The 22,410-nt window shown below is 51.9% G+C and carries 20 protein-coding genes; 10 read left to right on the top strand and 10 right to left on the bottom strand.

The features are described 5' to 3' along the window. Positions 1-2: 2 nt before the first annotated feature. Positions 3-1,277 (top strand): translesion error-prone DNA polymerase V subunit UmuC, encoded by a 1,275-nt coding sequence (gene umuC, locus L9P87_RS10960; protein ID WP_237444785.1) that lies wholly within the window; start codon positions 3-5, stop codon positions 1,275-1,277. A gap of 173 nt (positions 1,278-1,450) precedes the next feature. Here the strand turns inward: umuC and L9P87_RS10955 are convergent, their stop codons facing one another. The 3 genes from L9P87_RS10955 to L9P87_RS10945 all read right to left on the bottom strand — a co-directional run bounded on the left by L9P87_RS10955 (position 1,451) and on the right by L9P87_RS10945 (position 5,136). Next, entirely contained in the window at positions 1,451-2,614 is a 1,164-nt protein-coding gene (locus L9P87_RS10955; RefSeq protein ID WP_237444784.1) for a pectin acetylesterase-family hydrolase, read from the bottom strand. Between the two features lie 390 nt (positions 2,615-3,004). Next, the gene (locus L9P87_RS10950) at positions 3,005-3,574 is read right to left on the bottom strand and encodes a TetR/AcrR family transcriptional regulator (protein WP_237444783.1); all 570 of its coding nucleotides are present in this window, start codon (positions 3,572-3,574) and stop codon (positions 3,005-3,007) included. Between the two features lie 20 nt (positions 3,575-3,594). After that, positions 3,595-5,136 carry a PQQ-binding-like beta-propeller repeat protein gene (locus L9P87_RS10945; RefSeq protein ID WP_237444782.1) on the bottom strand — a complete coding sequence of 514 codons (1,542 nt, stop codon included), beginning with the start codon at positions 5,134-5,136 and terminating at the stop codon, positions 3,595-3,597. A 182-nt stretch (positions 5,137-5,318) separates the two neighbouring features. Here L9P87_RS10945 and L9P87_RS10940 point away from each other — a divergent pair, with 182 nt between their 5' ends. Then, on the top strand, positions 5,319-6,203 hold the full coding sequence (locus L9P87_RS10940) for a DMT family transporter (protein WP_237444781.1): 885 nt from the start codon (positions 5,319-5,321) through the stop codon (positions 6,201-6,203). 22 nt (positions 6,204-6,225) lie between these two features. Here the strand turns inward: L9P87_RS10940 and L9P87_RS10935 are convergent, their stop codons facing one another. Then, positions 6,226-6,759: a PadR family transcriptional regulator gene (locus L9P87_RS10935; RefSeq protein WP_237444780.1), complete on the bottom strand. Its 534-nt coding sequence runs from the start codon at positions 6,757-6,759 to the stop codon at positions 6,226-6,228. A 139-nt stretch (positions 6,760-6,898) separates the two neighbouring features. Between L9P87_RS10935 and L9P87_RS10930 the strand changes: the two genes are divergently transcribed. From L9P87_RS10930 to L9P87_RS10915, 4 genes are all read left to right on the top strand, one after another. Then, positions 6,899-8,527, top strand: coding sequence for a phytoene desaturase family protein (locus L9P87_RS10930; RefSeq protein WP_237444779.1), 1,629 nt, complete (start codon positions 6,899-6,901; stop codon positions 8,525-8,527). Between the two features lie 233 nt (positions 8,528-8,760). Beyond that, on the top strand, positions 8,761-9,009 hold the full coding sequence (locus L9P87_RS10925; RefSeq protein ID WP_237444778.1) for a hypothetical protein: 249 nt from the start codon (positions 8,761-8,763) through the stop codon (positions 9,007-9,009). Between the two features lie 182 nt (positions 9,010-9,191). Beyond that, positions 9,192-9,728, top strand: a complete 537-nt coding sequence (locus L9P87_RS10920) for an SRPBCC family protein (protein ID WP_237444777.1) — start codon at positions 9,192-9,194, stop codon at positions 9,726-9,728. A gap of 308 nt (positions 9,729-10,036) precedes the next feature. Then, the gene (locus L9P87_RS10915) at positions 10,037-11,350 is read left to right on the top strand and encodes an NnrS family protein (RefSeq protein WP_237444776.1); all 1,314 of its coding nucleotides are present in this window, start codon (positions 10,037-10,039) and stop codon (positions 11,348-11,350) included. Positions 11,351-11,477: 127 nt separating this feature from the next. Here L9P87_RS10915 and L9P87_RS10910 read toward each other — a convergent pair whose 3' ends face one another. Next, on the bottom strand, positions 11,478-12,938 hold the full coding sequence (locus L9P87_RS10910) for an FAD-binding protein (RefSeq protein WP_237444775.1): 1,461 nt from the start codon (positions 12,936-12,938) through the stop codon (positions 11,478-11,480). Positions 12,939-12,963: 25 nt separating this feature from the next. Next, positions 12,964-13,497 (bottom strand): VOC family protein, encoded by a 534-nt coding sequence (locus L9P87_RS10905; RefSeq protein ID WP_237444774.1) that lies wholly within the window; start codon positions 13,495-13,497, stop codon positions 12,964-12,966. A gap of 126 nt (positions 13,498-13,623) precedes the next feature. Here L9P87_RS10905 and L9P87_RS10900 point away from each other — a divergent pair, with 126 nt between their 5' ends. Next, on the top strand, positions 13,624-14,211 hold the full coding sequence (locus tag L9P87_RS10900) for a TetR/AcrR family transcriptional regulator (protein WP_237444773.1): 588 nt from the start codon (positions 13,624-13,626) through the stop codon (positions 14,209-14,211). A 105-nt stretch (positions 14,212-14,316) separates the two neighbouring features. Here the strand turns inward: L9P87_RS10900 and L9P87_RS10895 are convergent, their stop codons facing one another. From L9P87_RS10895 to L9P87_RS10885, 3 genes are all read right to left on the bottom strand, one after another. Beyond that, positions 14,317-16,521, bottom strand: a complete 2,205-nt coding sequence (locus tag L9P87_RS10895; protein WP_237444772.1) for a TonB-dependent receptor family protein — start codon at positions 16,519-16,521, stop codon at positions 14,317-14,319. Positions 16,522-16,719: 198 nt separating this feature from the next. Then, complete coding sequence (locus tag L9P87_RS10890) at positions 16,720-17,754, bottom strand: DUF7802 domain-containing protein (protein ID WP_237444771.1); 1,035 nt, start codon at positions 17,752-17,754, stop codon at positions 16,720-16,722. A 39-nt stretch (positions 17,755-17,793) separates the two neighbouring features. Beyond that, positions 17,794-18,606 (bottom strand): sterol desaturase family protein, encoded by an 813-nt coding sequence (locus L9P87_RS10885; RefSeq protein WP_237444770.1) that lies wholly within the window; start codon positions 18,604-18,606, stop codon positions 17,794-17,796. Between the two features lie 132 nt (positions 18,607-18,738). Here L9P87_RS10885 and L9P87_RS10880 point away from each other — a divergent pair, with 132 nt between their 5' ends. Beyond that, entirely contained in the window at positions 18,739-19,389 is a 651-nt protein-coding gene (locus L9P87_RS10880; protein ID WP_237444769.1) for a TetR/AcrR family transcriptional regulator, read from the top strand. A gap of 66 nt (positions 19,390-19,455) precedes the next feature. Here the strand turns inward: L9P87_RS10880 and L9P87_RS10875 are convergent, their stop codons facing one another. Then, on the bottom strand, positions 19,456-20,538 hold the full coding sequence (locus tag L9P87_RS10875; protein ID WP_237444768.1) for a phosphotransferase family protein: 1,083 nt from the start codon (positions 20,536-20,538) through the stop codon (positions 19,456-19,458). Between the two features lie 181 nt (positions 20,539-20,719). Here L9P87_RS10875 and L9P87_RS10870 point away from each other — a divergent pair, with 181 nt between their 5' ends. Further along, positions 20,720-21,328: a TetR/AcrR family transcriptional regulator gene (locus tag L9P87_RS10870; protein ID WP_237444767.1), complete on the top strand. Its 609-nt coding sequence runs from the start codon at positions 20,720-20,722 to the stop codon at positions 21,326-21,328. Between the two features lie 71 nt (positions 21,329-21,399). Further along, a complete protein-coding gene (locus tag L9P87_RS10865; protein ID WP_237444766.1) occupies positions 21,400-22,323 on the top strand; it encodes a hypothetical protein in 924 nt (307 codons plus the stop codon). The last annotated feature ends 87 nt before the right edge of the window (positions 22,324-22,410 follow it).

Below are 22,410 nucleotides of genomic sequence, written 5' to 3'. Positions count from 1 at the left end.
TAATGGCCGCCTCAAACTGTATTGCGTTGATCGATTGCAATAATTTTTACGCCAGCTGCGAGCGTTTATTTCGTCCGGATTTAAGGCATCGACCCGTCGTTGTACTCTCTAACAATGACGGCTGCGTGGTGGCACGGTCGGCAGAGGCTAAGCAGCTCGGTATTAAAATGGGCGTGCCTGTTTTTAAAATACAGCGTTTGATCAAGCAGTATAATATTGCTGTGTTCTCCTCCAATTACGCCCTTTATGCCGATTTATCAGCCCGTGTCATGCATCATCTAGAGGCGCTGACTCCGGCACTCGAGGTCTACTCCATCGACGAGGCCTTTGCCGATCTCAGCGGCATCGCCCCTGGCCAGCGGCTGAATTTGGGCACACAACTAAAAGACACCGTCGGCCACGGCACTGGCATTACTGTCTGCGTCGGTATTGCCCCCACCAAGACACTGGCCAAGCTCGCCAACCATGCCGCCAAACAATATCCGGCCACCGGTGGTGTGGTCGACCTCAGCGCGGTAAGCCGGCAGCAAAAATTGCTGGCACTATTGCCGGTCAGCGAGGTATGGGGGGTTGGTCGGCGACTGTCACAGCAACTCCACAATATCGGTATCGGCAGCGCATTAGCACTGGCGCAGTCCGACCCGGCGATGATACGCCAGCAGTTTTCTGTGGTACTCGAACGTACCGTGCGAGAACTCAACGGCGAGGCCTGTTTTGGCCTCGAGCAAACACCGGCGAGAAAAAAACAAATTATCTGCAGCCGCTCATTTGGCCAGCGCGTCACCACATTGACCGAGATGCAACAAGCTGTTGCCGGCTATGCCTGTCGCGGCGGCGAAAAGCTGCGAGAAGAAAAACAATACGCCAAACAGCTCAATGTCTTCATCCGCACCAGCCCTTTTGCTAATCACCAGCCGCAATATACGCCCAGTCTCAGCGCCTCGTTCGCCACCCCCACCCACGACAGCAGAGAGATTATGGCGCTGGCCAGGCAGTTACTTCAACGCATTTGGCGGCCGGGCTTCGCCTATGCCAAGGCCGGCATTATGTTGTCTGATTTTTACCACCCTGGGGTTTTCCAGCCCGATCTTTTCAGCCCTCACCGGCAGCGAAAAAACGCCACCGATCTGATGAATACCATCGACCGGGTTAATCGTAGCGGCAAGACTCAGATTTTTTTTGCCAGCCAGGGTATCGATAAACCCTGGTCGATTAAACGGCAGTATTTATCACCCGCGTATACCACGCGCTGGGCCGATATTCCCCGTGTGTATTAGGCTGATTTCACCTCGGACAAAAAACAACCGATTGCCGCAAACCGCCAACAGACAGTGCCACACCGCCATGCCAACACCTTACACACGGACTTACCCACAGATTCTGTGGGTAAACCACTGGCAAAAAAAATAGCCGCATAAGGCGGCTATTTTTCATTGTTGACTACCGCTGACTATTGCGGTGCGTCCTGCGCTGACACCCAGTTGTCCGAATTGCTCAGCATGTCACTTAACCAATCGCTTAATACCACACCGTCGGCTGTCGTCGCCAAGTCGGCACTGCGTAGCATGGTGTGCGATTTACCGTTGATAATAAAACTGCGGAAACGATCGGGGTTGTTGGTTTCCAGCGCCGCCATCTCTGGTACTAACGCCGCCTCAAACTCTTCTGTCGGCATACCGAGGAAGGCAAAGCCAATGGTATTATCTTGTTTGGAGCTCAGCATGGCCAAACGCATATTCGGGTCCTGCGCTAACTGCCAATCAAAATAACCATCGGTCAAATGACCATTGCTATAGCAGTCTGGACAACCTGACGCAGGAACAAAGGCGCCGGCATTCCAATCGCTGAACAAGCCATCAATAAACTCCGGCATGCCCGCCTTGGCAACACCTAAACCGGAATCGTTAATCACCTCAATGGCAACATCAGGGTAGAGGGCTCTGACCACAGGCAAGGCAAAAATAGTACCGAAACCACCACCACTGACACCGGTCAGAATAATACGCTCTGGCGCGGGATATTGGTTTTTCACGACATCGAGGCCGGCAGAGAGGTTTTTCAAACCACGCTGATACCGGATTTCGCCATTGTCTTCGTAGTCGTTATCCGCATCGCCGGCGAATAACGAGCCGTCACAATAAGGAAAGTAGGCCACATTGGCGTCTTTCACCGGGTTAACCGCTAAGTTGGCATCCAAGATACCGCTGCCAACATTTTTGGCGTTGGCGGACTGCGTGGCAAAACAGAAATTAAGATCCGACCAACAGCCACCACCGCCCTCGAGATAAATAACCAACTCTTCAGAGCTACCGTCCCGGGTCGACATCTCATACTCGCTGCCATCGAGACAGAGTGGGCCATCGCCGGCACCAAATTGATGGACGGTTAAATCATCAACATCAGTGGTGATCGACGGGCTGAAGTCACCCAGATAGCGGGTCACGCCCTGATCAATAATCTCTTGGAAGGGGGCCGATGACGACGGCGATTCCGCAGCACTGCTGTCAGAGTTATTATCACTGCCACAGGCTGACAGCATCAGCGCGACAGATATTGTTGCACATTTGAGCAGGGTTGATTTGGCTGCCGCCGGGGTGTTAAAGGGCTGGATCATAGTATCTCCCACAGCCCATTATTCATTTAGCTGGGCCATTTTATTATTATTTGTTTGCCACCACCCAGTCGGGGTACAGCGGTCGATTCTTTTTCAGAATATACGTCACAAAATAGAAAGTCCACAGTGTAAACACTCATTTTACTGCAGGGCTCAATTGCAGCCCAGCATGCGTCGCCGAGGGCATGCGCTCTACAAGTATGAAAGGGCGAGATATTTCAGACAAAAAAAAGCCGCTGAAGCAATCGCTTTAGCGGCAAAAAAACCTTGGATGTTGGAACAACACTTACCTGTGTTGTGACATCTATTATCGATATTTTTACAGCAAAACCTATTCGCAATAATACCCAATCGTCAGTGGCATATACCTAGCATGACGGCTCAACACCGTCAGCCAATGGGTAACACCAGGCTGGAGGCAATACGCCGGGCCCAGCTGTCGATGGAACCACCCAGGGCATCATCACCCATGGTCAACCCTGTTAAGGCGCTGTGCATCGCCGCCCCCATAATCAGCAGAGCCGTGGCCTCAACATCGACACCCGAGGGCAGCCAGCCCTGCTGTTGCAGCTGGCTTAATCGAGAGGCCAGAGGGCGATGCCCGGTATAACTATTACCCTGCTGTTTGACGCTCTGCGCCAGCAGCAGCTGTGGTGCCGCCAATGGCAAAACAAACGAGAAATAATCTCGCGCGGTCATTAACACCGCCGCCAACCAGTCTTCAAAACTGCCATCGACACCCGCCAGCAGCGCCTGTTCAAAGGTGCTGAATTCGCCCGCCTGCTCTTCAATCAACACTCGAATCAAACCGGCCTTATCGCCAAAGTTATTAAACAAACTGGCCTCGGTCACACCGGCCTCGCTCGCCACCGCCTTGGTGGTCAGCGCCGACGCCCCCTTGCTGGCCAGCAACTGCTGTGCCGCCACGATAATCTTATCCCGAACCCGAGGACGCCCCATGAATAACCCTTCCTTCTATATTATTTGCCATCCCAAATGGCGACCAAGCCCTTAAAGGTACCGACATAGGCCGTACCATCAGGCGCCAGTGTAAGCGGTGCCCAGTTATTGTCAAAGTTAGAACCAATACCGGTTAACACCTGAAACTGGGTTTTACCGGTCTCGACATCGAGGGCGGTTAGATACCAGGCATTTTCACCGTCGGGCTGAGGGGTGAAAGAATAAAAGTAGGCAAGTCCGTTATCGGCGGATAGCTTCGGCACCACTGATGGCGAGTGTACCGGAGAGGTCCAGATCACATCGCAGCCACTGTTATCCTCACGAATATCAATCCGACTGATACCACCACCGGCGGTCGCCCAGTCTTTTTGTTCGTAGGCGCTGCTGTAACCGGCATTGTTCTCGAGAATAATCGTGCGGTTAAAGCCGATCATCGAGTTATCTGTCACCGAGTGGCCATCATCAAACAACGGCACGGCACAGACTTCACGGTCACCCTTGAAACTCTGTTGACGCTGATACACCACCACATTCATTTTACCATCGGCATTATCGGTAATGGTGACATAGTCATCGCCTAACAGTGTTGGCGTGGTGCCGCTACCCTGGTTAATCGTACCGACCTTACGGCTGCTGCCGCGGTCGTACTCCTCCCGCCAACCAGTCTGCGGCTGACCATCTTGATCGGCATAAAAACGATACATGGCGTGATCGGAAACAATATAGACGCCATCTTCGGCGACTGAGAAGCCATTTTGAATCTCTTCGCCCGGCAAGCGGCTGGCAACTACCTTGCCCGTTTCGGGATTGAGCGTGCCGAGACGGCCGTGACGGGTAACCCACCAAATAAAGCCATCATGATCTGGCATTACCGCGGTAATCGGATCGCACTCTCCCTGCGGCGACCAATCGGTCAGTGTCGTGCAATTGAACGGCACCTCACCACTTAAGTCCCAGCTATTCTCCAGCACAAACTGCCATTGACCACTGTCATCTTGCCGGTGAGCAATGCGGCGAATAGTCTGATCACTGGCCGCCATGACCACTCGATCCTGCTCGTCGAGATAAAAATAGGCACCGGAGCTGTCCTCCATAATGTAACTTTTATCGCGATTGATCAGCGCATCATAGCTGGAGGGACGTATAGGCAGATTGTATTCGGCCAATAGCTCCAGGCTGCGAGGCTCGATCAAATGAATATTAAAACCGCTGATTGCCGCACACAGGGCAACCAGACGATGCTCGCTGTCGAAGGTAAGCGTGGCACACTGACCACCGGGCATCTTGGTACCCACCCGCGAACGCAACTGCACATTATTCCCCAGCGGCCCCCTGGCGTGGACGTCGGAGCTATAGCCATCGCTGTGCATGGCATTTAAGCCTGCAGCCGCCATATAAGGGTGATCCGGTATGGCAACCGTAATCGGCTTAGGCGTGGCCGGCGAACCGATAAACGCTTTGGCATTACCCGGCTTAGAAGCAATCGCCTTCGGTTCAACGGGCTCGCTGCAACCGCTTAGCAATACAGCGGTTGATAGGGCGCAGGCTGCAAATAGTCTCATCGTGTGTGTCCATCATAGTATTTATAGTGGCGCTATAATAACAGTCTTGACAGTATCACCGTCAAGCGACTAACGAAATGTTCATCTTTGCCGCCGCCTATGATGGCCGCTAAGCTTTACAGCAGCCCGCCAGAGGATGACAATCGGCCACTCTGACAAACAATTATTTTCGTTAGTTTTTTATGACAAATCAAAGTCGAGCATACAGCTACGGTTTGGCCGCGGTACTCTGTTGGTCTACCGTCGCCACAGCCTTTAAAATCAGCCTGAGCTACCTCAGCCCAGGCCAAATGCTACTGATTGCCAGCATCGCCTCAAGCGCAGTGTTATTGGTGGTACTGTGGTGGCAGGGGAAATTGGCCGAGATTAAACAGGTCAGCAAGAAACAGGGGTTGATCTCTCTCGGCTTCGGCGTGCTTAACCCAACGCTGTACTACTTAATTCTGTTTCAGGCCTACGACTTACTCAGCGCGCAGCAGGCTCAAGCGATCAACTATACCTGGGCGCTGACGATGACACTGTTAGCCGTGCCAATACTGGGTCATCGGCTGTATAAACAAGATATTGCTGCCGCGCTACTGTGTTATTTTGGTGTGCTTTATATCGCCACCAAGGGCCAGCCCTGGTTGCTCGAGTTCGATAATCTTGACGGCGTGGTACTGGCCTTGGTCAGCACGGTGATCTGGGCGCTGTACTGGATCCTCAATACCAAGGACAGCCGGCCGGCACTGCTCGGCCTGTTACTCAATTTTATCGCCGCCCTGCCAGTCATCATCACCTACTGTCTGCTCAATAACGAAATCAGGACGATGCCCTGGCAGGGGGTTGCCTCGGCCATTTACATCGGCGCCTTTGAGATGGGGCTGGCGTTTATTTTTTGGCTCAAGGCGATGAAGCTGACCAATAGCACGGCCAAGATATCCAACCTGATATTCCTGTCGCCAATACTGTCACTGGTGTTGATTTACCTTGTTCTTGGCGAGGCCATACTGGCCAGTACAATCGTTGGCCTGGGCTGTATTTTAGCCGGCCTAGTCATTCAGCAAGTACAGCAAAAAGGCCGCTAAAACGGCCGCCAGTTCAAACCCGCTATTGCTCCAGCAACGCCAAGGCCTCTTCCGCCCACTGCAGCCAGGCCTGCTCACCCAAGACGCCTTTGCGCAGGGTCATATAGGGCAGCATCACCCTCTTACGCTGCTGCTTATTCATCCCGGCATACTCTTCTTCTAACAACGCGAAGGCCGTCAGCAGTTTTTGGTGATGAACCACATGCTCTTTGATCTTAGCGGCCAAGACGCTGTTATCGACCACCTCACCAGCATACAGCTTCACCAAGAAGGCATCGTTAACCCGGCTCATCTTGCTCGGTTCTTCTATCCAATCGATTAAGGCTTGCGTGCCTAATTCGGTAATTTGATAGATTTTTTTATCGGGTTTGCCGTCCTGCGACTCCACCCTGACGGCAATCAAATCATCTGACAGCATCTTTTTTAACTGCTGATAGATCTGTTGGTGGCTGGCGCTCCAAAAATAGCTCATTCCACCCTTGAAACGCTTCGACAAATCGTAGCCGCTACCCTCTTCCTTTTGTAACAGCGCTAATACCGCGTGCTTTAACGACATCGTAGAATTCCATTATCAATAGATTAAAATTACTGGGCTAAATCATACCGACATTTCAGTCAGATATGAATTAACTTGCATAGCTTACGCCGATTGTTTAACTTATATGCAAATTATTGCATAATAAAAGGGTATTCTAATGGCCTCTGTCCGTACCGGCAAGCGCTACCGCACCAATCGTGCCGACAAACACTACGACGCAATCGTCGTCGGCTCAGGCATGGGTGGCTTAACTAACGCTGCACTGTTATCACTACTCGGCAAGAAAGTTTGCGTGCTAGAACAGCACTATACTGCCGGTGGTTTCACCCACGCATACGAGCGCAACGGCTACGAATGGGATGTCGGTGTTCACTATGTTGGCGAAGTACACAAGCCATCAACCCTGGGTCGCATCTTCGATGTCATTAGCCAAGGTCGATTGAAGTGGGCTGAGATGGACCCCACTTATGACCGTATTATTCTCGGCGAGCAGGAATACGACTTCGTCTCAGGACGGGAAAACTTTATCGAGCAGTTGGCCAGTGATTTTCCCGAAGAACGCCAGGTTATCGAGGATTATGTCGAGCTGATTCGCAAGATGAGTCGGTTGACGCCGAAATTTTTCATGGGTCAGGCCATGCCTCGGCTACTGGGCAATCTCTACAATAAATGCCGACGCCTATTGCTGCCAAAAGAGTTTTTCCAAACCACCCGCGAGGTTTTGGAACAGCTCACCGATAACCAGCAACTGATTGCCGTTCTCACCGGCCAGTGGGGCGACTACGGCCAGACACCCAATGATGCCGCCTTTGTCATGCATGCATTAATCGCCAAGCACTACCTCGCCGGTGGCGCCTACCCTGTCGGCGGTGCCAGTGAAATTGCCCGCACTATTATTCCCACGATTCAACAGCAGGGCGGCGAAGTTTTCACCTACGCTGAGGTGGATGAATTAGTGGTCAAAAACAACCGCTGTGTCGGTGTGCGTATGGCCAACGGCGACGAAATATTCGCCGATACAGTCATCAGTAATGTCGGCTATATGAATACCGTCAATCGCCTGCTACCAGCCGACAAGCAAAAGCAATACGGCGTCAAAGAGACACAAAAGAAGCTACAGCGCTCAAGCGCATCGCTGGGCATTTATGCTGGTTTCAAGGGCACGACTGAAGAGCTAGGCCTGAATAGCACCAATTTATGGATCTATCCAGACGCCGATCACGACGGCAATATTAAGCGCTTCCTCAAAGACCCCGAGGCGGAATTCCCGCTGGTCTACGTGTCGTTTCCATCGACGAAAGACCCCTCATGGGACGAGCGTTTCCCCGGTAAATCGACGGTAGAAATCGTCACTATTACCAATATGGATTGGTTCGAGCAGTGGAATGGCAGCACCTGGCAACAGCGTGGCGAAGACTACGAGGCCTATAAAGAACAGCTGACCGAGAAATTACTCGAGGTGCTATTTAACCGTCTGCCGCAGCTACGCGATGCCCTCGATTACTGCGAGCTATCAACACCGTTATCGACCCAATTTTATCAGCTTAACGAACGCGGCGAGATATACGGCCTCGACCACTTCGTCGACCGTTTCGGTCAGAGTTGTCTACACCCACAGACCAAGCTCAAGGGCTTTTACATGACCGGTTCTGATGTCATGACTGCCGGTGTTGGCGGTGCCTTAATGGGCGGTTTGATGACGACAATGTCGATGTTGGGCCTAGGTGGCAGCAGCAAAGTTCAGTCACTGATCAAAAATTATCAAATCCCGGCAGAGGCGGAATAAACATCGAAATAGTGCGTTGGCTAAAGTTGATTTTGCTGTTGCAAAAAACAGCTTATTTCATCTTGTTATATAAAAAATTATAACGCCGGCTAACGCTCTCATTTTTATACAAAACTAAAAAAATAAAAAATCAGGCAGCAGTGCATCGTGCTGTCTGAATCGACAATCAGTACTTCTTTTTCTGCCATGCGTCTAACCTCTAGTCTTATCGAAGCGATAACAAGGCTGGCGCTATGCAGATCTCTACCCGGGCAATCACCTCCTTTATTGTCGCCCTGCTGTCACTGTCATCCCCATTCGCCCTCCCCGGCGAACCGGCCACGGCACATGCCGTCACTGCCACAATTACTCTGACCGTTACCATACCTGAAAAAACCTATATTGCCGCCATCGATAAAACAATCCACGCCAGCCCAGACACCACCGTTGCCACAGTCGACATCCATAAAAATTTGCGCTACCGGGTTGTCCAAGCACAGTAAAACCTACCTCTCCCCCCTCGCTTGCGCAGGCTAATCAACCGATGACGATGGCAGCTCATGAGCCAAAGGTGACAAAAACAGTCAGCAGCCCGAGCTTTTTTGTCATTGATATTATTAGCCATCGGGTTACAGTCTTTATCGTTTCCATAAAAAAATAATAATTCATCCACTCGAGGCCTACAATGGACAAGCACCCCTGCACTGCGGTAACCACTGATTTCTTCAACACCTGCCCCTATGTATTTAAGGCAGAAGTTGAGGTCAACGCCACACCAGAGCGTATTTTTGAATACTTCGAAGATGCCCACTCGTGGACTGTCTGGGCCGACCCTATCAACAAGGTCGAGTGGACATCGCCACAACCGTTTGGCCTCGGCACCACTCGGACAGTGCATATGCAGGGCGGGATGACAGGCTGGGAAACCTTTATTGCCTGGGAGCGCGGCAAACATATGGCCTTTTGTTTCACCGAAATGAGCAAACCCATGAACGAGTCATTCGCCGAAGACTATCTCGTCACCGATCTCGGCAACGGCCGCTGCAAGGTTGTGTGGCAGATGGCAATGCAGCCCAAAGGCTTTAGTCGGTTTGTCACACCACTGATTGCCCCGATCATGCGTCGTATGCTGCAAAAATGGCTGAACAACTTTGCCGAACTGGTTAACAAGGATGAGTTGGTGGTTAGCAAACCGCAGCAAAGCGCTGCAACCACGGCTTAAACCGGCCGTTGCGCCAGAAAATCGCTGGCCTATACCTTGCCCGCCCCTCGCCGCAGGGGTGTGTCCTAAAGACCTCTTGCGGTCATATCCACCCCTGAATACTGGCAGTCATTTAGACCCTTATTTGAAATAAACTAACTTAAACTATTGAATTAATTCAATATAAATAGTTTGGCACGATAGTCGCTAAACCCTAGTCATTCGCCGTGAAATGTAGAGGTCTTGCCAGAAGACCACCCTGCTTTTCGCCACCGCCACAACACGGGGTTATATGCTGCGCTGCTGCGCAGGCCCGGGGGAAGCAAACCATGAGCCAACAAGGTAGCCCATTTTTGACCATTCAAGAACCAAAGAAAAACGATAAACAGGGTGCCAAGCAGCGTCTGAACCAACGCTTGGCCAGCGACGGCACACTGCGCGACAAAGCCAGCCGCCCCTCTACCCGCCTAGCCATCAGCCAGCAGCCGCTGTGGGACCTGCCCTTCCGCCCGTGGTTTTTACTCGCCGCCCTGTCCTCTGTTGCCAGTATTATCGCCTGGTCACTGTGGCTAAACGGTCGACTCGCCGGCGACGCCCTCGGGGGCTTAACACCGGTGATCTGGCATATTCATGAAATGCTATTCGCCTTCGGCGCCACCGTCGCCGCCGGTTTTTTGCTCACCGCGGCCCAGACCTGGACCGGTAAGCGCGGTATGAACGGCACATTATTAATCGTCTTATCGGTAGTGTGGTTGGTTGTCAGAGCATTATTAATCAGCGATAACAACCATGCTCTCATCGCCGCCATCGTAGTGCAAAGCGTTTGGTGGCTGGCGGTGATTGGCTACCTCGGCTGGATGGTAGTCAGCAGTCGCAATCGAAGAAACTATCTGTTCGTGCCGCTGCTCACCACCATGATGCTGCTCAATATCGCCGTACTCTATAGCGATATCTCAGGCAACAGCGCGCTGGCGCTGCATCTATCCCGTACGGCAATCTTACTGTTCGGCATTATTGTCGGCATCGTCGGCGGCCGTGTTATCCCGTTCTTTACCGGCCGCGGCGCTGATCAGGCCAAGGTCACCGAGACACCGAACCTCGATCGCTGGATACTACCCACGGCTATTTTGGGCACGGCGGTATTCTTCTTCGGCGGCATACTATCGCTGCCGCTGTCTCCCGCGATCTTAATGATTGCCGCAGGTACACTGCACCTCATACGCCTGGGCTACTGGGACAGCTGGGCGACACGCAATACGCCGCTGCTGTGGTCGCTGCATCTATCGTATCTGGCACTGGGTCTTGGGTTGATTCTATTGGGCTTGAGCTATGCCACCGATGCCATCCGCTTTGCCGATGCGCTGCACCTGATCACTGTCGGCACGATTGGCGCAATGATTTTGGCGATGATGGCCCGAGTCTCCCTCGGCCATACCGGGCGGCCGCTAAAGCCGCACGTCAGCATCAATATCGCCTTTGGCTTAATCCTGCTGGCCGCCATCGCTCGAGTACTTCTGCCATTATTGGGCCAACCGCTGTGGGCCTGGGATATCAGCGCCGGCCTGTGGATAACCGCCTTTGCGCTGTTCCTCTGGCGCTATACACCGATCCTGCTAAGCCAGCGTCACGACAAACAACAATAGGCCTGCTCGGGCTGTTACCGGGCAGCGTGACGCCCCGCGCGGCGGCCAAAAAAGGTCGATTCGCCAATGCAGGTGCCACTGGAATAACCGGCGCCGTTACCTTGCAACAGCCGATATTCGAGGCGCTTTATTGCCCCGCGTGACGCCCCGCGCGGCGGCCAAAAAAGGTCGATTCGCCGATGCAGGTGCCGCTGGAATAACCGGCGCCGTCCTGCGCGATGTTCGAGGCGCAGGCACCGGCTGCATAGAGGCCATCGACCACTTGCTGCTGCTGGTTAATCACCTGCCCATCGACATTGACCTTAAGCCCGCCAAGGGTAAAACCAACATAGAACGACTTGCCGAAACTGCACTCGATGGCCGCGTAAGGCGGATTATTCAACGGTTTTACCCAGTCCTTGTATTTATGCTGCTCGGGGTCGCTGCCGTTCTCGGCGGCGCGGTTGTAATCAGCCATAGTTTTTTGCAGCGCACCTGTGGGTAACTGCAGGTCTTGCTCCATTTCCGCCACTGTTTCCCAGGCATCGATCAACTCCTGCATACCCAATTCTGGGCGGCCGAAGGTGTCGTTATCGGCAATCAAATACACCGTGTCATCGGGCTGTGCCAAACAAGCCGCCGCGGTACGCGCGTGGTAAGAATCCTCGTTAATAAAGCGCTGCCCCTGATTATTGACCATAATGCCAAACAACAGCTCTTGCGGTGGATAAAACGGCGAGGTTATTAAGGCGCCGTCCATGTGCTCGGTGGCGCCGCCAACCGACATACCGAGCTCAATACCACTGCCATCATCGAAGGGATTGCCCTGCTTATATACTCGTGGGTCTGCGAGGCGCGGGCAGTATTGATCCATCATCTGCTGATTCATGGCAAAGCCACCGGCGGCAAGAATCACCGCCTTGTGAGCTCTGACAAAGCGCTGTTCTTTGAAGTGGCTATAGCTGACGCCGACCACACGGTCGCCATCGAGCAACAAATTCTTTACCGCCGCGTCGTGTTGAAACCTAACCCCTGACGATTGAGCTTTGGCGGTTAAATGCTTCATTACCAGGCCGCCACCCTCGCTGCCGGTTTTCTCTACCTTGTGGCCCCGGGGAGCGGGCTTGGCCTGCTGACTGATTGGCCAGACCTTCTCGTTACCCGACCAGATCAAGCATTCATCGGTGGGCTGCTCGAAATGTTTTTTTCGATAAAAACCATTATTAAAGGGTACGCCCTGGTCTGTCAGCCAGTGAAAATGCTCAACGCTCTGTTCACAGTAGAGGCGAATTTTCTGTTCATCGGGCTGCGGCGTATTGGCCATCAAATAATCGAACATGGCCTCGCTGCTGTCATCGATGCCATTGGCCCGTTGCGGCGGCGTACCACCGCCTAGATAAAAATGGCCGGTGGCGGCGCAGGTGGTGCCGCTGATGCCGCTGGCTCGCTCTAACACCAACACATCAGCGCCAGCCTCAGCTGCCTCAATGGCGGCGCAGGAGCCGGCGGCACCAAAGCCGACGACAATCACATCGGCCTCTTCGTGCCAGTGATCCACCCGTGTCACATCGATGACGGCGAAATCCGCGGCTGTATTATTAGCGTCCATTATTTAACCCTGTCTTTAGACCAACTTATAAGCTGATTAATCGATACGGCTCACTGCCATCCCACTGTTCCGCCTCTTTGGCGCAGCGCTCATAGTCGGCAACAAAACCGTCATCGACCTCCATCAATTCGACCACCAAGTCACCGAGGTCATCGTTACTCATATAGTAATAACGTTGGCCTAACATATTGGTGCAGACACCCAGCTCGCTCATGCCCGTCGCCTTTGCACGGGCAACCGCATCATCAATGTCGGGGGCAAAGTAGGCAATTTGATGCATGACCTGCTCTTTGTCGGTCTGTTTAAACTCACTATAGGGAGAGCGTACATCGTTGGTTTGCTGAATTAACTCGATCTGTACACCGTTTTGAAACGCCAGCCCAACATGCATTTTTACCGTGTTGGTCTCGCCCTTAAACGTCGATTCCAACGACACATTACGGTAGCCCCACCATGGCCCAACGCCCAGTGTCTCGGTCCAGAAAGCCATTGCCTTATCGAGGTCTTTGACCAAGAAGCCCCACTGTTTTACCTTGCCAAACTGTCCGTGCTGATTCATAACGCCTCACTTATTGCTTTTGTTTTGAGATTTTTATGTTAATTTATCTCAAAACACGGTGAGCGACAAGACACCACAGCACCGCCTAAAATATAATTAATGCTTTTGAGATAGGGTGAGACCGCCTTGGCAAAGACGAAGAAATCAACCGACACACTGAATAGAATCATCGATGCCGCCATCGCCTGCTATCAGCGCGACGGTTTGCAGCAGACCAATTTAGAGGGTGTTGCCAAATACAGCGGCATCAGCCGCGCCACCGTCTACCGACACGCCAACAATAAAAGGCAACTACTCGATAGGGTCATTGAGCGCGAGTCGCAGCAGTCGCTGATCGAGCTGAGAAAAACCCTGGCTGGCCAGTCCTCACTGCACGGCGTGGTCACCGAGAGTATTATCTTTATTATGCAGCGCCGCCACCACTACCCGATGCAGGCCCTGCTGTTCGGCGATGAGTCGGGCAACCAACAGCAGGGCAACTTAAATCCGCATGAGCTGTATCAGACCACCTATCAATCACTGCAGCACAATTACGACCAGGCCAAGGCCAACGGCGAGGTGGCTGACAATCTCAGCCTCGAAATCCTCAGTGACTGGGTCAGTCGGCTGATGCATTCACTGGTTAGCTACCCCGGGGAATACGGGACTGATGAGGCAAAGCTACGACACTACTTGCGTGTCGTTGTTAGCCCTGTGCTTGAGCCGAGGCAATAATCACCCTGACAACAGCCCTGATGCACGGTGGCCAGCGGTGAATTCAAATCATAAAAAAACCGCCAATAAAGGCGGTTTTTTTCGTGTCGGTCGAAACCTCAAATTTTAGAACGTGAAGTCAACACCGACCAAGGCTGTGCGAGGCTTATTACCACGAGCGCCATACGGACTACGAGAAACAATGGCCTGTTCATCGAGGATGTTATCCACTTTAACATACGTACTGGTGTTAGCTGCGACATCGAGGCGAGCGACGAAGTCGATGACAAACAAGTCATCAGTCTTGCTGAAAGTATCGTCAGCCATCTGATTACAACCCGTTTCAGTACAGCTCGAGCTGACGTAGTTGGCGCGTAAATGGCTGCTCCAACGGTTGGCAACAACACCGGCCGTCAGTGCGAACTGATTTTCGGGAATATACTTAATTTGATCACCCTTAGTATATTCGCCGCCATCGGCCGTGGTTGTAATCTCTGCATCGGTATAGGTATAAGTTGCGCTTAGCGGGAACGTTAGGCCGCCAGCGGCAAGGCCATTGTAGGCCAATACCGCCTCGACACCCTGAACCTCAGACTCACCCAAGCTATACGAACCGGTGGTAGCACCGCTGTCACAGGGGTTGGCATCAGAACAGTTCTGCACAGTGTTTTCATAGTCGCTGTAGAAGCCGATCAGCTCACCGCTGAGGTCACCGCTGTTGTAACGACCACCAAACTCATAGTTCATCGATAATTCAGGGTCGGTACCGTCTTTAGCACCACCACTCGGCAGAGCCATACCTTTGTGTACGCCGGCTAACAATTGAACAGCATCGTTGACCTGGTAGGTGAAAGCAGCGCCTGGCAGCCATTCCTGCACCGAGTTATTACGTGTCTTGGCCAGTACATCGCGGTTGTTATCGCCGTATTCTTTACGCTCGGTTTCAGCATCTTCATAGCGCAATGCCAACGTCACATTCAACTTATCGTTAACCGCAATCGTATCGACGGCCCAGAAGCTGATTGCATCACCGGTTTCGATACGGTTGTTGCTGCCGCTGATCTCGCCGTTGTCATGTTCGCCAACATAGCTTAAGTTGCCGTCGGCATCTTGATACCAATCTTCCTCGGGCTGATAGCGATCCATCTCATCACTGTGCAATCTAACGCCAGTGTTTAGTTGGTGTGAGATAGACGAGGTATTGAAGCGATAATCCGCCGCCAACTGAATACCCTGCGAGGTGTATTCACGGTTATTGTGCTTGATACGTAGGTCGGCTTCTGCGCTGCCATCGAGAATATCCTGCGCCCCCTGGTCACCATTGTTAGCATCATCGATAACACCGCCAATGCTACCACCGTTAATTTTGTTAAGCTTGAACCAGTCACGCTGGTACTTGGCATAGTAAGCTAACGCCTTAACATCTAAGCTGTCGTTAACACTGATCAAATAATTGATAGAGGCCGCAGTGCGATCGTTATTCATCTGATCTTCGGCGGTCAAACCGTAACGACGATCCGGATCCGCATCGAAGTCGGCATCGGTGGTGCCGGTATAGGATTGATCAGAACTCTCTTCGCCATACTGTAGTTTGAAATCAAGCTGCTGATACATGCCACCGAAATCAGATGGTGTATTCAAGCGAAACTTGGCCATCACATCCTGCTTATCAAAACCGGTATCGTTGCTGGAATTATCGATATCATGGAAACCATCGCTGCCGTATTGCTGACCTTCGATCAACCAGCCATAAACATCACCAGAGCCACCAATATTACCCAGTAGTCGGTGGCTATTGTACTCGCCATACTCCGCCTTGATGCTACCGGCCAATTCTTCGCTGGGGATGGGTGTCGAGACAAAGTTAATCGCGCCACCAACGGTAGCAGGGCCATAGGCTAATAACGGGGCACCCTTCAATACTTCGACGCCAGACATTCTGCTGGTGGTCGGGAAGTAATAGGCTTCTGGATTAGAGTAAGGCGCCGGCGCAACCAGGACGCCATCTTCCATCATCGTCACCTTACCGCTACGCTCAGTACCCGAACCACGGATACCGATATTGGGGCGCAAACCAAACCCTTCTTCCGCCGCAGCATAGACGCCGGGGACATCAGCTAACACTTGGTTGATATCAGTAAAATTAAACACCGCCAAATCTTCACTGTCTAACACTGTTGCTGAGCCAGCCGCGGTTTGGGCATTGCTCTTAGAGCCAATAATAGTAACTTCTTCGAGGTAGTACTGATCTTTTTTAGTGGTTTCAGCTTCTGCCATAGCAGAGGCTGAACTAACCATGGCAATGGCTAAAACAAGCGGGCGTAATTGCATCGGGGCGACATCCTAGGTTGTAAGGTATAGTAAACGTGTTGATTTTTATGGGCGCAATAATAATTAAAACGATAATGATTATCAACAACAATCGATACTAATTATCATTATTCTTGTTTTCCGTCCAATATATTTTTAACCATGCGAAAAAAAAGAGGCCGCAGCCTCTTTTTTAAAACACCTTATATAAGTCTAACGCTAGTCTTTAGTCGGCTGATTAGCGTACAAAATCATCGCCGTGCCAACGACGATTGCCACCAATACAGCCGGTAAATTACCGATTGCCAAGCCCTCTGTGGTTAAGCCATCGCCTGTCAGATTAAAGAACAGACTAAAATTGGCGATATAGACATATAAATGACCGGTAATAAACGCCAGCGGGAAGATCATTAGCAAGGTGTCCCGAGGCTGCGACGAGCGCCGATAATTGAGTAAGTATACAAACCCCGCGGCAGTGAAGCTCAGGCAGTGAAAAACAGCCGCCCCGACTAACGACTTATCCCAGGGCAACATATCCCAGGGCGGCACCCCCTTGGAAAACAGGTTATAGGGGATAAACAACACCGAACCCAGAACAATCACCGTGATCGGCATCAAGGCAATACCACTGTACAGCTTCACCTTGCTGGCGTCTTGCTCAGGCCACTGCCAACAGACCTTGCGGGCTATAAAGGCGAAGGCAATCATAAACATGAAAAACCAGTGATAGCTGGTCAGCGGCACACTATCGACATAGGGCAAGGTGCTGGGGTCGGCGCGATCCCAAATCCACCAGCCTAACTGAGGGCCAATATTGTCGAATATTAAATATAGGGTTCCCGCCATAAAGCCGGCACTGATTGCTTCCACCGCCGGCGAGAAGTCAAAGCGCCGAATAGTCATGTAGATATGATACATAAACGTCGGATAAAACAAGGCGATATACAACGGCAAACGGTTGTACAAAAACATCACCGAGAACTCACCGTGCCAGAAGTTTTCCACCGTGTAATAGGAAATTATATCCATCGCCAGGCCGTACAATAACGCACCAACCAGGGTGTAAATCGCCGCCGGTGTTTGATGCTGGCGACTGTAACGAATCGCATGTACAACCGTTAATACGAAGCCGATAATCAGCAGCCATTCGATCGCCAAGAAAGACCAATCCTTTATCATCGCCGGCGAGTTAAAATACACCAATGCATTGGTCGCCTCGGCGTTATTCATCGCATAGGAAATATGTTCGCTCATCACTTTCTCATTTTTTTATTATTATGGTGTCGATCAATATTAGTAATCGACGACGGGGCCGACAGCATTACTGCCAAGCTCTTCTGGTTTTTTCACCACCCCCTTACCGCCGTTGAAGCTCAACTCGGTGTAGTGGTGGCCATCTCGGCGTATGGTGTTGTGTATGCGGTCGAACAGGCTGCAGGTGAAACCGAAATTGACATGGAAATACTTATGGTGATCATCGTGAAATTTATTGGAGCCATGGAGCGGAATCCGGGGCAGTTTGATGCCGCAGTGATCCCAATAGCCCAGCACAAACGTCATCGCCACAACAAAGCCATAGACATATAAATGCATCGGAATAATAAACGCCGGCAAGATAATATAAGAGCTATGCAGTATCCACTCCAGTGGGTGCATGGCCGAAATAGTCCAGAACGTCGGCGCGCTGTAACGGTGATGTATCGAGTGAATATTTTTATAAAACCAGCCGATGTGACCACCGGCATGCAGGTAAAAAGCACAGGTCTCGATAAACAGCCAGCAGAGAAACATACTCAGCAGCGTGTAATCCCAGCCGTGGCTGCCAAAATCATAGTAAAGTCGTGACCAGCCGTGTTCGAACACGCCCCAGCCGATGACACCAAAGGCACCGGAGGCCAGATTCATATTAAACAGCCCCAGCCACATCGCCTCGCGATCCAGCTTCTTCGATAAAAACTTGCTCGACTGAATCTTCCAACGCTTGGCATTACTTTTATTTTTAACGTAATACCACCAGTGCACCGCGCCGCCAACACCAACGTATAAGACATTGGCCCCAACCAAAGTAATGGCAATATATTGCCAGAGAGCAAATCCAAGCTGCATCGTATTTACCTATGACCTGTTATTCTGTTAAGTTACTACCGTGTAATTTACAGCCAATTATTCCCCTGAACTAAGTTACATGCAAGTAATTTATTGCTGATAAAGCTGTTACCATGTGTAGACATTACCCCGTTGAGAACTATTGCTATGGCCGACGCCGCCACCCCCACACGATCTGGCCGCCCCAAGGGCAGCAACAAAGAACAAACCCTGGCCCGGCTGATGCCGGCAGCACGCAAGCTGTTTGCAGAACAGGGATACAGCCAAACCACCTTTAAGGATGTCGGCAAGGCAATGGGCATGAGTCATGCGGCGCTGTACGCTTACTTCCCTTCGAAGTTAGCCCTATACATCGCCTGCGTGGTCGACACCCAGCAGATTTTATTACCCCGCTATATGGAAGCCATCGTCTCGGCCGAGTCGTTGAAACAGGCCATTACCTCGATCTTAATGGCGTCGGCAGAGGCCCACGACAGCGACAGTACTATTACCGGCTTACTGGCCGCCGTACCGATAGAGATGCGTCGCCATCCAGAATTGACCGAGCCCCTGGTCGAGGAAAACAATGCCATATTAACGGCGCTGACCACCATGCTAACCGACGCCCAGCTCACCGGTGAGTTGGCCTCTGACGCCGATCCGATGGACATGTTTAATGCGGTACTCGGCAGCGGCGTCGGTGTCGCCCTGTTCCAATATGGCTTACAGGCCGGCTCGCTAAAAAACTCGATGCGGGTGTTGGTTGAAATATTAGAAAACCAATTCTTTGCACAGCAAGAATAAACAGCCACAAAAAAGCCCTCGCCGAATCATCGGCGAGGGCTTTTCAACCATTAAAGTCTATAGGGCTTACTGCTTCGGCAACTGGTCGAGCAGCCCCTGCAGATAGACTGCCTCGAAGCCTCCCCCTGTGTTTTCTGCATTGCCACCGGCAATCGACATACGCCCTAAAATCAGCGCGAATCGCATGGCGGCAAAGATCAAATAGTAATGAAGATTATCGATGCTCAAACCGGTCTTGTCGGCCCAACGTTGTGCCGACTGCAAGCGGTCGGGAATCCCCTCTATACGCTCGACACCGATGCCGGTACTCATTAGCTCATCCATATAAATCCACCAGGCAATGTCCTGTAACGGATCACCCAGGGCTAACATCTCCCAGTCGATCAACGCCGCCACACCACTCATATCTTCTTTGAAAATCACGTTGGCCATGCGCGAGTCCCCCCAACACAGTGCCCTCACCTGCTCCTCTGGCTGATTGTCCTTCAGCCAAGCCAGCGCCTGTTCACAGCTGGCATTGACATGATTACCATAACCCCAAGCGTAGTAGTCATCCCAATATTGTATCTGCTCGGTCAGTGATTTAGGGAACGACTCCGAGGCAATCGCCGCCGCCATCAACGGCTGGGTTATATCCAGGGTATTCACCTTGGCCATCTCGTCGATACCTGCCATCCATACACGATTGCGATTCTCCGCCGTCGTCTCCTTCAGCCAACCGTCCATATGATAAGGCGGCAGGTCGGGCGGGATAATACCGCAGGTCTTGGTCATAATATAAAACGGCATACCCAATACGCCGGCATCGCTCTCCTCGCCGATGATATTGGGCATCGGTGCGGCGCAGCTTTCGGCCACTGCCTGCATCATCACACACTGCATTTTTAAATCGTAACTGGGAAACGCCAGCCCCTCACCTTGGGGCTGGATTCTGGCGACATAACTTTCCCCCTGGCCATTGGCCACGGCATCAAACAGCAGCGTCACATTCGACATGCCGGTGCCCTCGGGAACATGGAGTTCGGCAATCACGACCTCAGTGGCCAACTGTTGTGACATCCAATCCTGTAACGCCAGACGAATACTCTCGGGATTATCCATTGTTGGCGTCGGTCTTACCGTTTCATTGACTTTATCTTGCGTACTCACAACATCCCTCCAGGGCTTGACGTTATCCAGCGTTGGCAACAGACACGAAGCGGCGCAGGTGGCCGGTGGTGGTTGCATTTATCATATTATTTTAACACTGTTAAAATAATACCTCAGTTTTAACGAACAGTGTTAGAATAATTGTTAACCTTGCTTAACCACCCCGCCACCGGACTCAATAATGAAAAAAGTAGGCAGACCCAGCCTCACCAGCCGCGAAGAAATTTTAGCCGCCGCCTTAAAACTCGTGCAACAGGGTGGCGAAAAAGAGCTGAGCTTCCGCAAGGTTGCCGCCGAGCTCAATATTACTGCGCCATCGCTGTACAGCTATTTTGCTAATAAACAGGCACTGGTTGTCGCCCTCACCGCCCACCTGTTTAAAATTGATCACCTGGCACACGACACCCGTCTACCGGCGCGGCAGCAACTCACCCGCTTCCTCGACGGGCTGCGACAGCAGCTCAACTGTGATGGTCGGCTGCTATCACTGTTTAATAATTCACTGCCGGCACTGCAGATGGTGGCCATCATCGACGCCATTGCCGAGCCGTTGATGGCCAGTGGTTTCGATAAGGCCGATGCTATTGCCCAGGGCCAATCCCTGTTGTGGATGGTCATCGGCTTCAGCTTATTTGAAAATGATTCAAAACAGCTCGATGTGGTTGATAACTTTATCGAGATCGACGGCAAGGCCGCCGCAACCATCGACTATCTCGACCTGGTACAGCACGACCGGCTGTGGGAAAAAACCTTGAAACGCAATATCGATGGCTTATTTGGCGGCGAATAAACGCCCAGCTATTGCCAACCCATCGTTTTACTCTTAGCGTCAATAGACAGTGATAAGGCAGAGGAAGGCCGGTGAAACAACGCGAATTACTCTTTGCTGTGATCGGCCTCACCCTCGTCGTGGTAGCGGCCAGTCTATTTGTCGCCAGCGCGACACACCAGCAACCACTGCCGCTGTCGACACCCGCCAGCCCTATTGCAGTACGCCCCCCTCCCTCGGCGGCCAACCACCGCGACACAACACCGCCAGTAACGTATTCTGTCGCCAAGCAGCAGCCAACTCCTCGGCAAGCCAGCAACAAACCAATATTCTACCCGGCACAACAACGCTATCGCATCAGCCCAGATCAGGTACCGGCGCTTATCGCCTACGCGCGACACGGTGCGGACGATATAGAAGCCGAGAGTGAGTACCTACTCTTTCGCCTGTTAAAACAGTGCCGTCAGCCAATCAGCGATCAGGTATTGAACCAGCAACTGCGTCACCTAGAGCAACGGCAGCAAAACCACCCCGAGCAACAACCGGCCGTGGAGCGACAAAAACAACAACTGATTAATCGTTATCTCAGCTGCCAACAACTGGCAGAGACTGGGCAGGCTATCGAGATAAACAACAGCAGTATTCGCCAGCACTTAGAAGCCGCTGCCGCCGAGGGGCTGGCCATCGCCCAGGTCGAGCTGTTCATGCAATACAGCAGCCCCGAGCAGCGACGTCATCCGGAACTATTATTTCAGGCCCGGGCACAGTGCTCTATTGATGGCTTCATCGCACTGATGCAGTTTTATAGTCAGGATGATAATAACCCGGAACAGGACATCGATAGCTATAGCCACCTGGTCATGGTCGAGAGACTACTGGCCAACTATCAACCACAGCCACAAGTCTCAACGATGTTAAGGCTCAGAAAACAAATACTACTCGACAATATGTATCTTTATGAGCAGCAGCAGGCGGTGCGACAAAGCGAACAATATGCGCAGCAATACTGCCAGTAAACCGCATTCGATCAAGACCAATATTGCCCCCGCTAGTTTGCCAATTCTTGATCTACAACAACGGTTGAAAGTGCCAACATCCGCATT

The sequence above is a fragment of the Sinobacterium norvegicum genome (genome assembly GCF_923077115.1).
GTDB classification, from domain to species: Bacteria; Pseudomonadota; Gammaproteobacteria; order Pseudomonadales; family Sinobacteriaceae; genus Sinobacterium; species Sinobacterium norvegicum.
Note: the sequence above shows the minus strand (reverse complement) of the source record. Positions and strands in the feature narration are given on the sequence as shown.

Excerpts from the sequence above, each read along its gene's own strand:
- L9P87_RS10950 (WP_237444783.1), bottom strand. The coding sequence starts at position 3,574 with ATGGGGCGTCCTCGGGTTCGGGATAAGATTATCGTGGCGGCACAGCAG.
- L9P87_RS10940 (WP_237444781.1), top strand. The coding sequence starts at position 5,319 with ATGACAAATCAAAGTCGAGCATACAGCTACGGTTTGGCCGCGGTACTC.
- L9P87_RS10890 (WP_237444771.1), bottom strand. The coding sequence starts at position 17,754 with ATGAGCGAACATATTTCCTATGCGATGAATAACGCCGAGGCGACCAAT.
- L9P87_RS10935 (WP_237444780.1), bottom strand. The coding sequence starts at position 6,759 with ATGTCGTTAAAGCACGCGGTATTAGCGCTGTTACAAAAGGAAGAGGGT.
- umuC (WP_237444785.1), top strand. The coding sequence starts at position 3 with ATGGCCGCCTCAAACTGTATTGCGTTGATCGATTGCAATAATTTTTAC.
- L9P87_RS10920 (WP_237444777.1), top strand. The coding sequence starts at position 9,192 with ATGGACAAGCACCCCTGCACTGCGGTAACCACTGATTTCTTCAACACC.
- L9P87_RS10885 (WP_237444770.1), bottom strand. The coding sequence starts at position 18,606 with ATGCAGCTTGGATTTGCTCTCTGGCAATATATTGCCATTACTTTGGTT.
- L9P87_RS10925 (WP_237444778.1), top strand. The coding sequence starts at position 8,761 with ATGCAGATCTCTACCCGGGCAATCACCTCCTTTATTGTCGCCCTGCTG.
- L9P87_RS10915 (WP_237444776.1), top strand. The coding sequence starts at position 10,037 with ATGAGCCAACAAGGTAGCCCATTTTTGACCATTCAAGAACCAAAGAAA.
- L9P87_RS10930 (WP_237444779.1), top strand. The coding sequence starts at position 6,899 with ATGGCCTCTGTCCGTACCGGCAAGCGCTACCGCACCAATCGTGCCGAC.
- L9P87_RS10870 (WP_237444767.1), top strand. The coding sequence starts at position 20,720 with ATGAAAAAAGTAGGCAGACCCAGCCTCACCAGCCGCGAAGAAATTTTA.
- L9P87_RS10910 (WP_237444775.1), bottom strand. The coding sequence starts at position 12,938 with ATGGACGCTAATAATACAGCCGCGGATTTCGCCGTCATCGATGTGACA.
- L9P87_RS10905 (WP_237444774.1), bottom strand. The coding sequence starts at position 13,497 with ATGAATCAGCACGGACAGTTTGGCAAGGTAAAACAGTGGGGCTTCTTG.
- L9P87_RS10895 (WP_237444772.1), bottom strand. The coding sequence starts at position 16,521 with ATGCAATTACGCCCGCTTGTTTTAGCCATTGCCATGGTTAGTTCAGCC.
- L9P87_RS10945 (WP_237444782.1), bottom strand. The coding sequence starts at position 5,136 with ATGAGACTATTTGCAGCCTGCGCCCTATCAACCGCTGTATTGCTAAGC.
- L9P87_RS10955 (WP_237444784.1), bottom strand. The coding sequence starts at position 2,614 with ATGATCCAGCCCTTTAACACCCCGGCGGCAGCCAAATCAACCCTGCTC.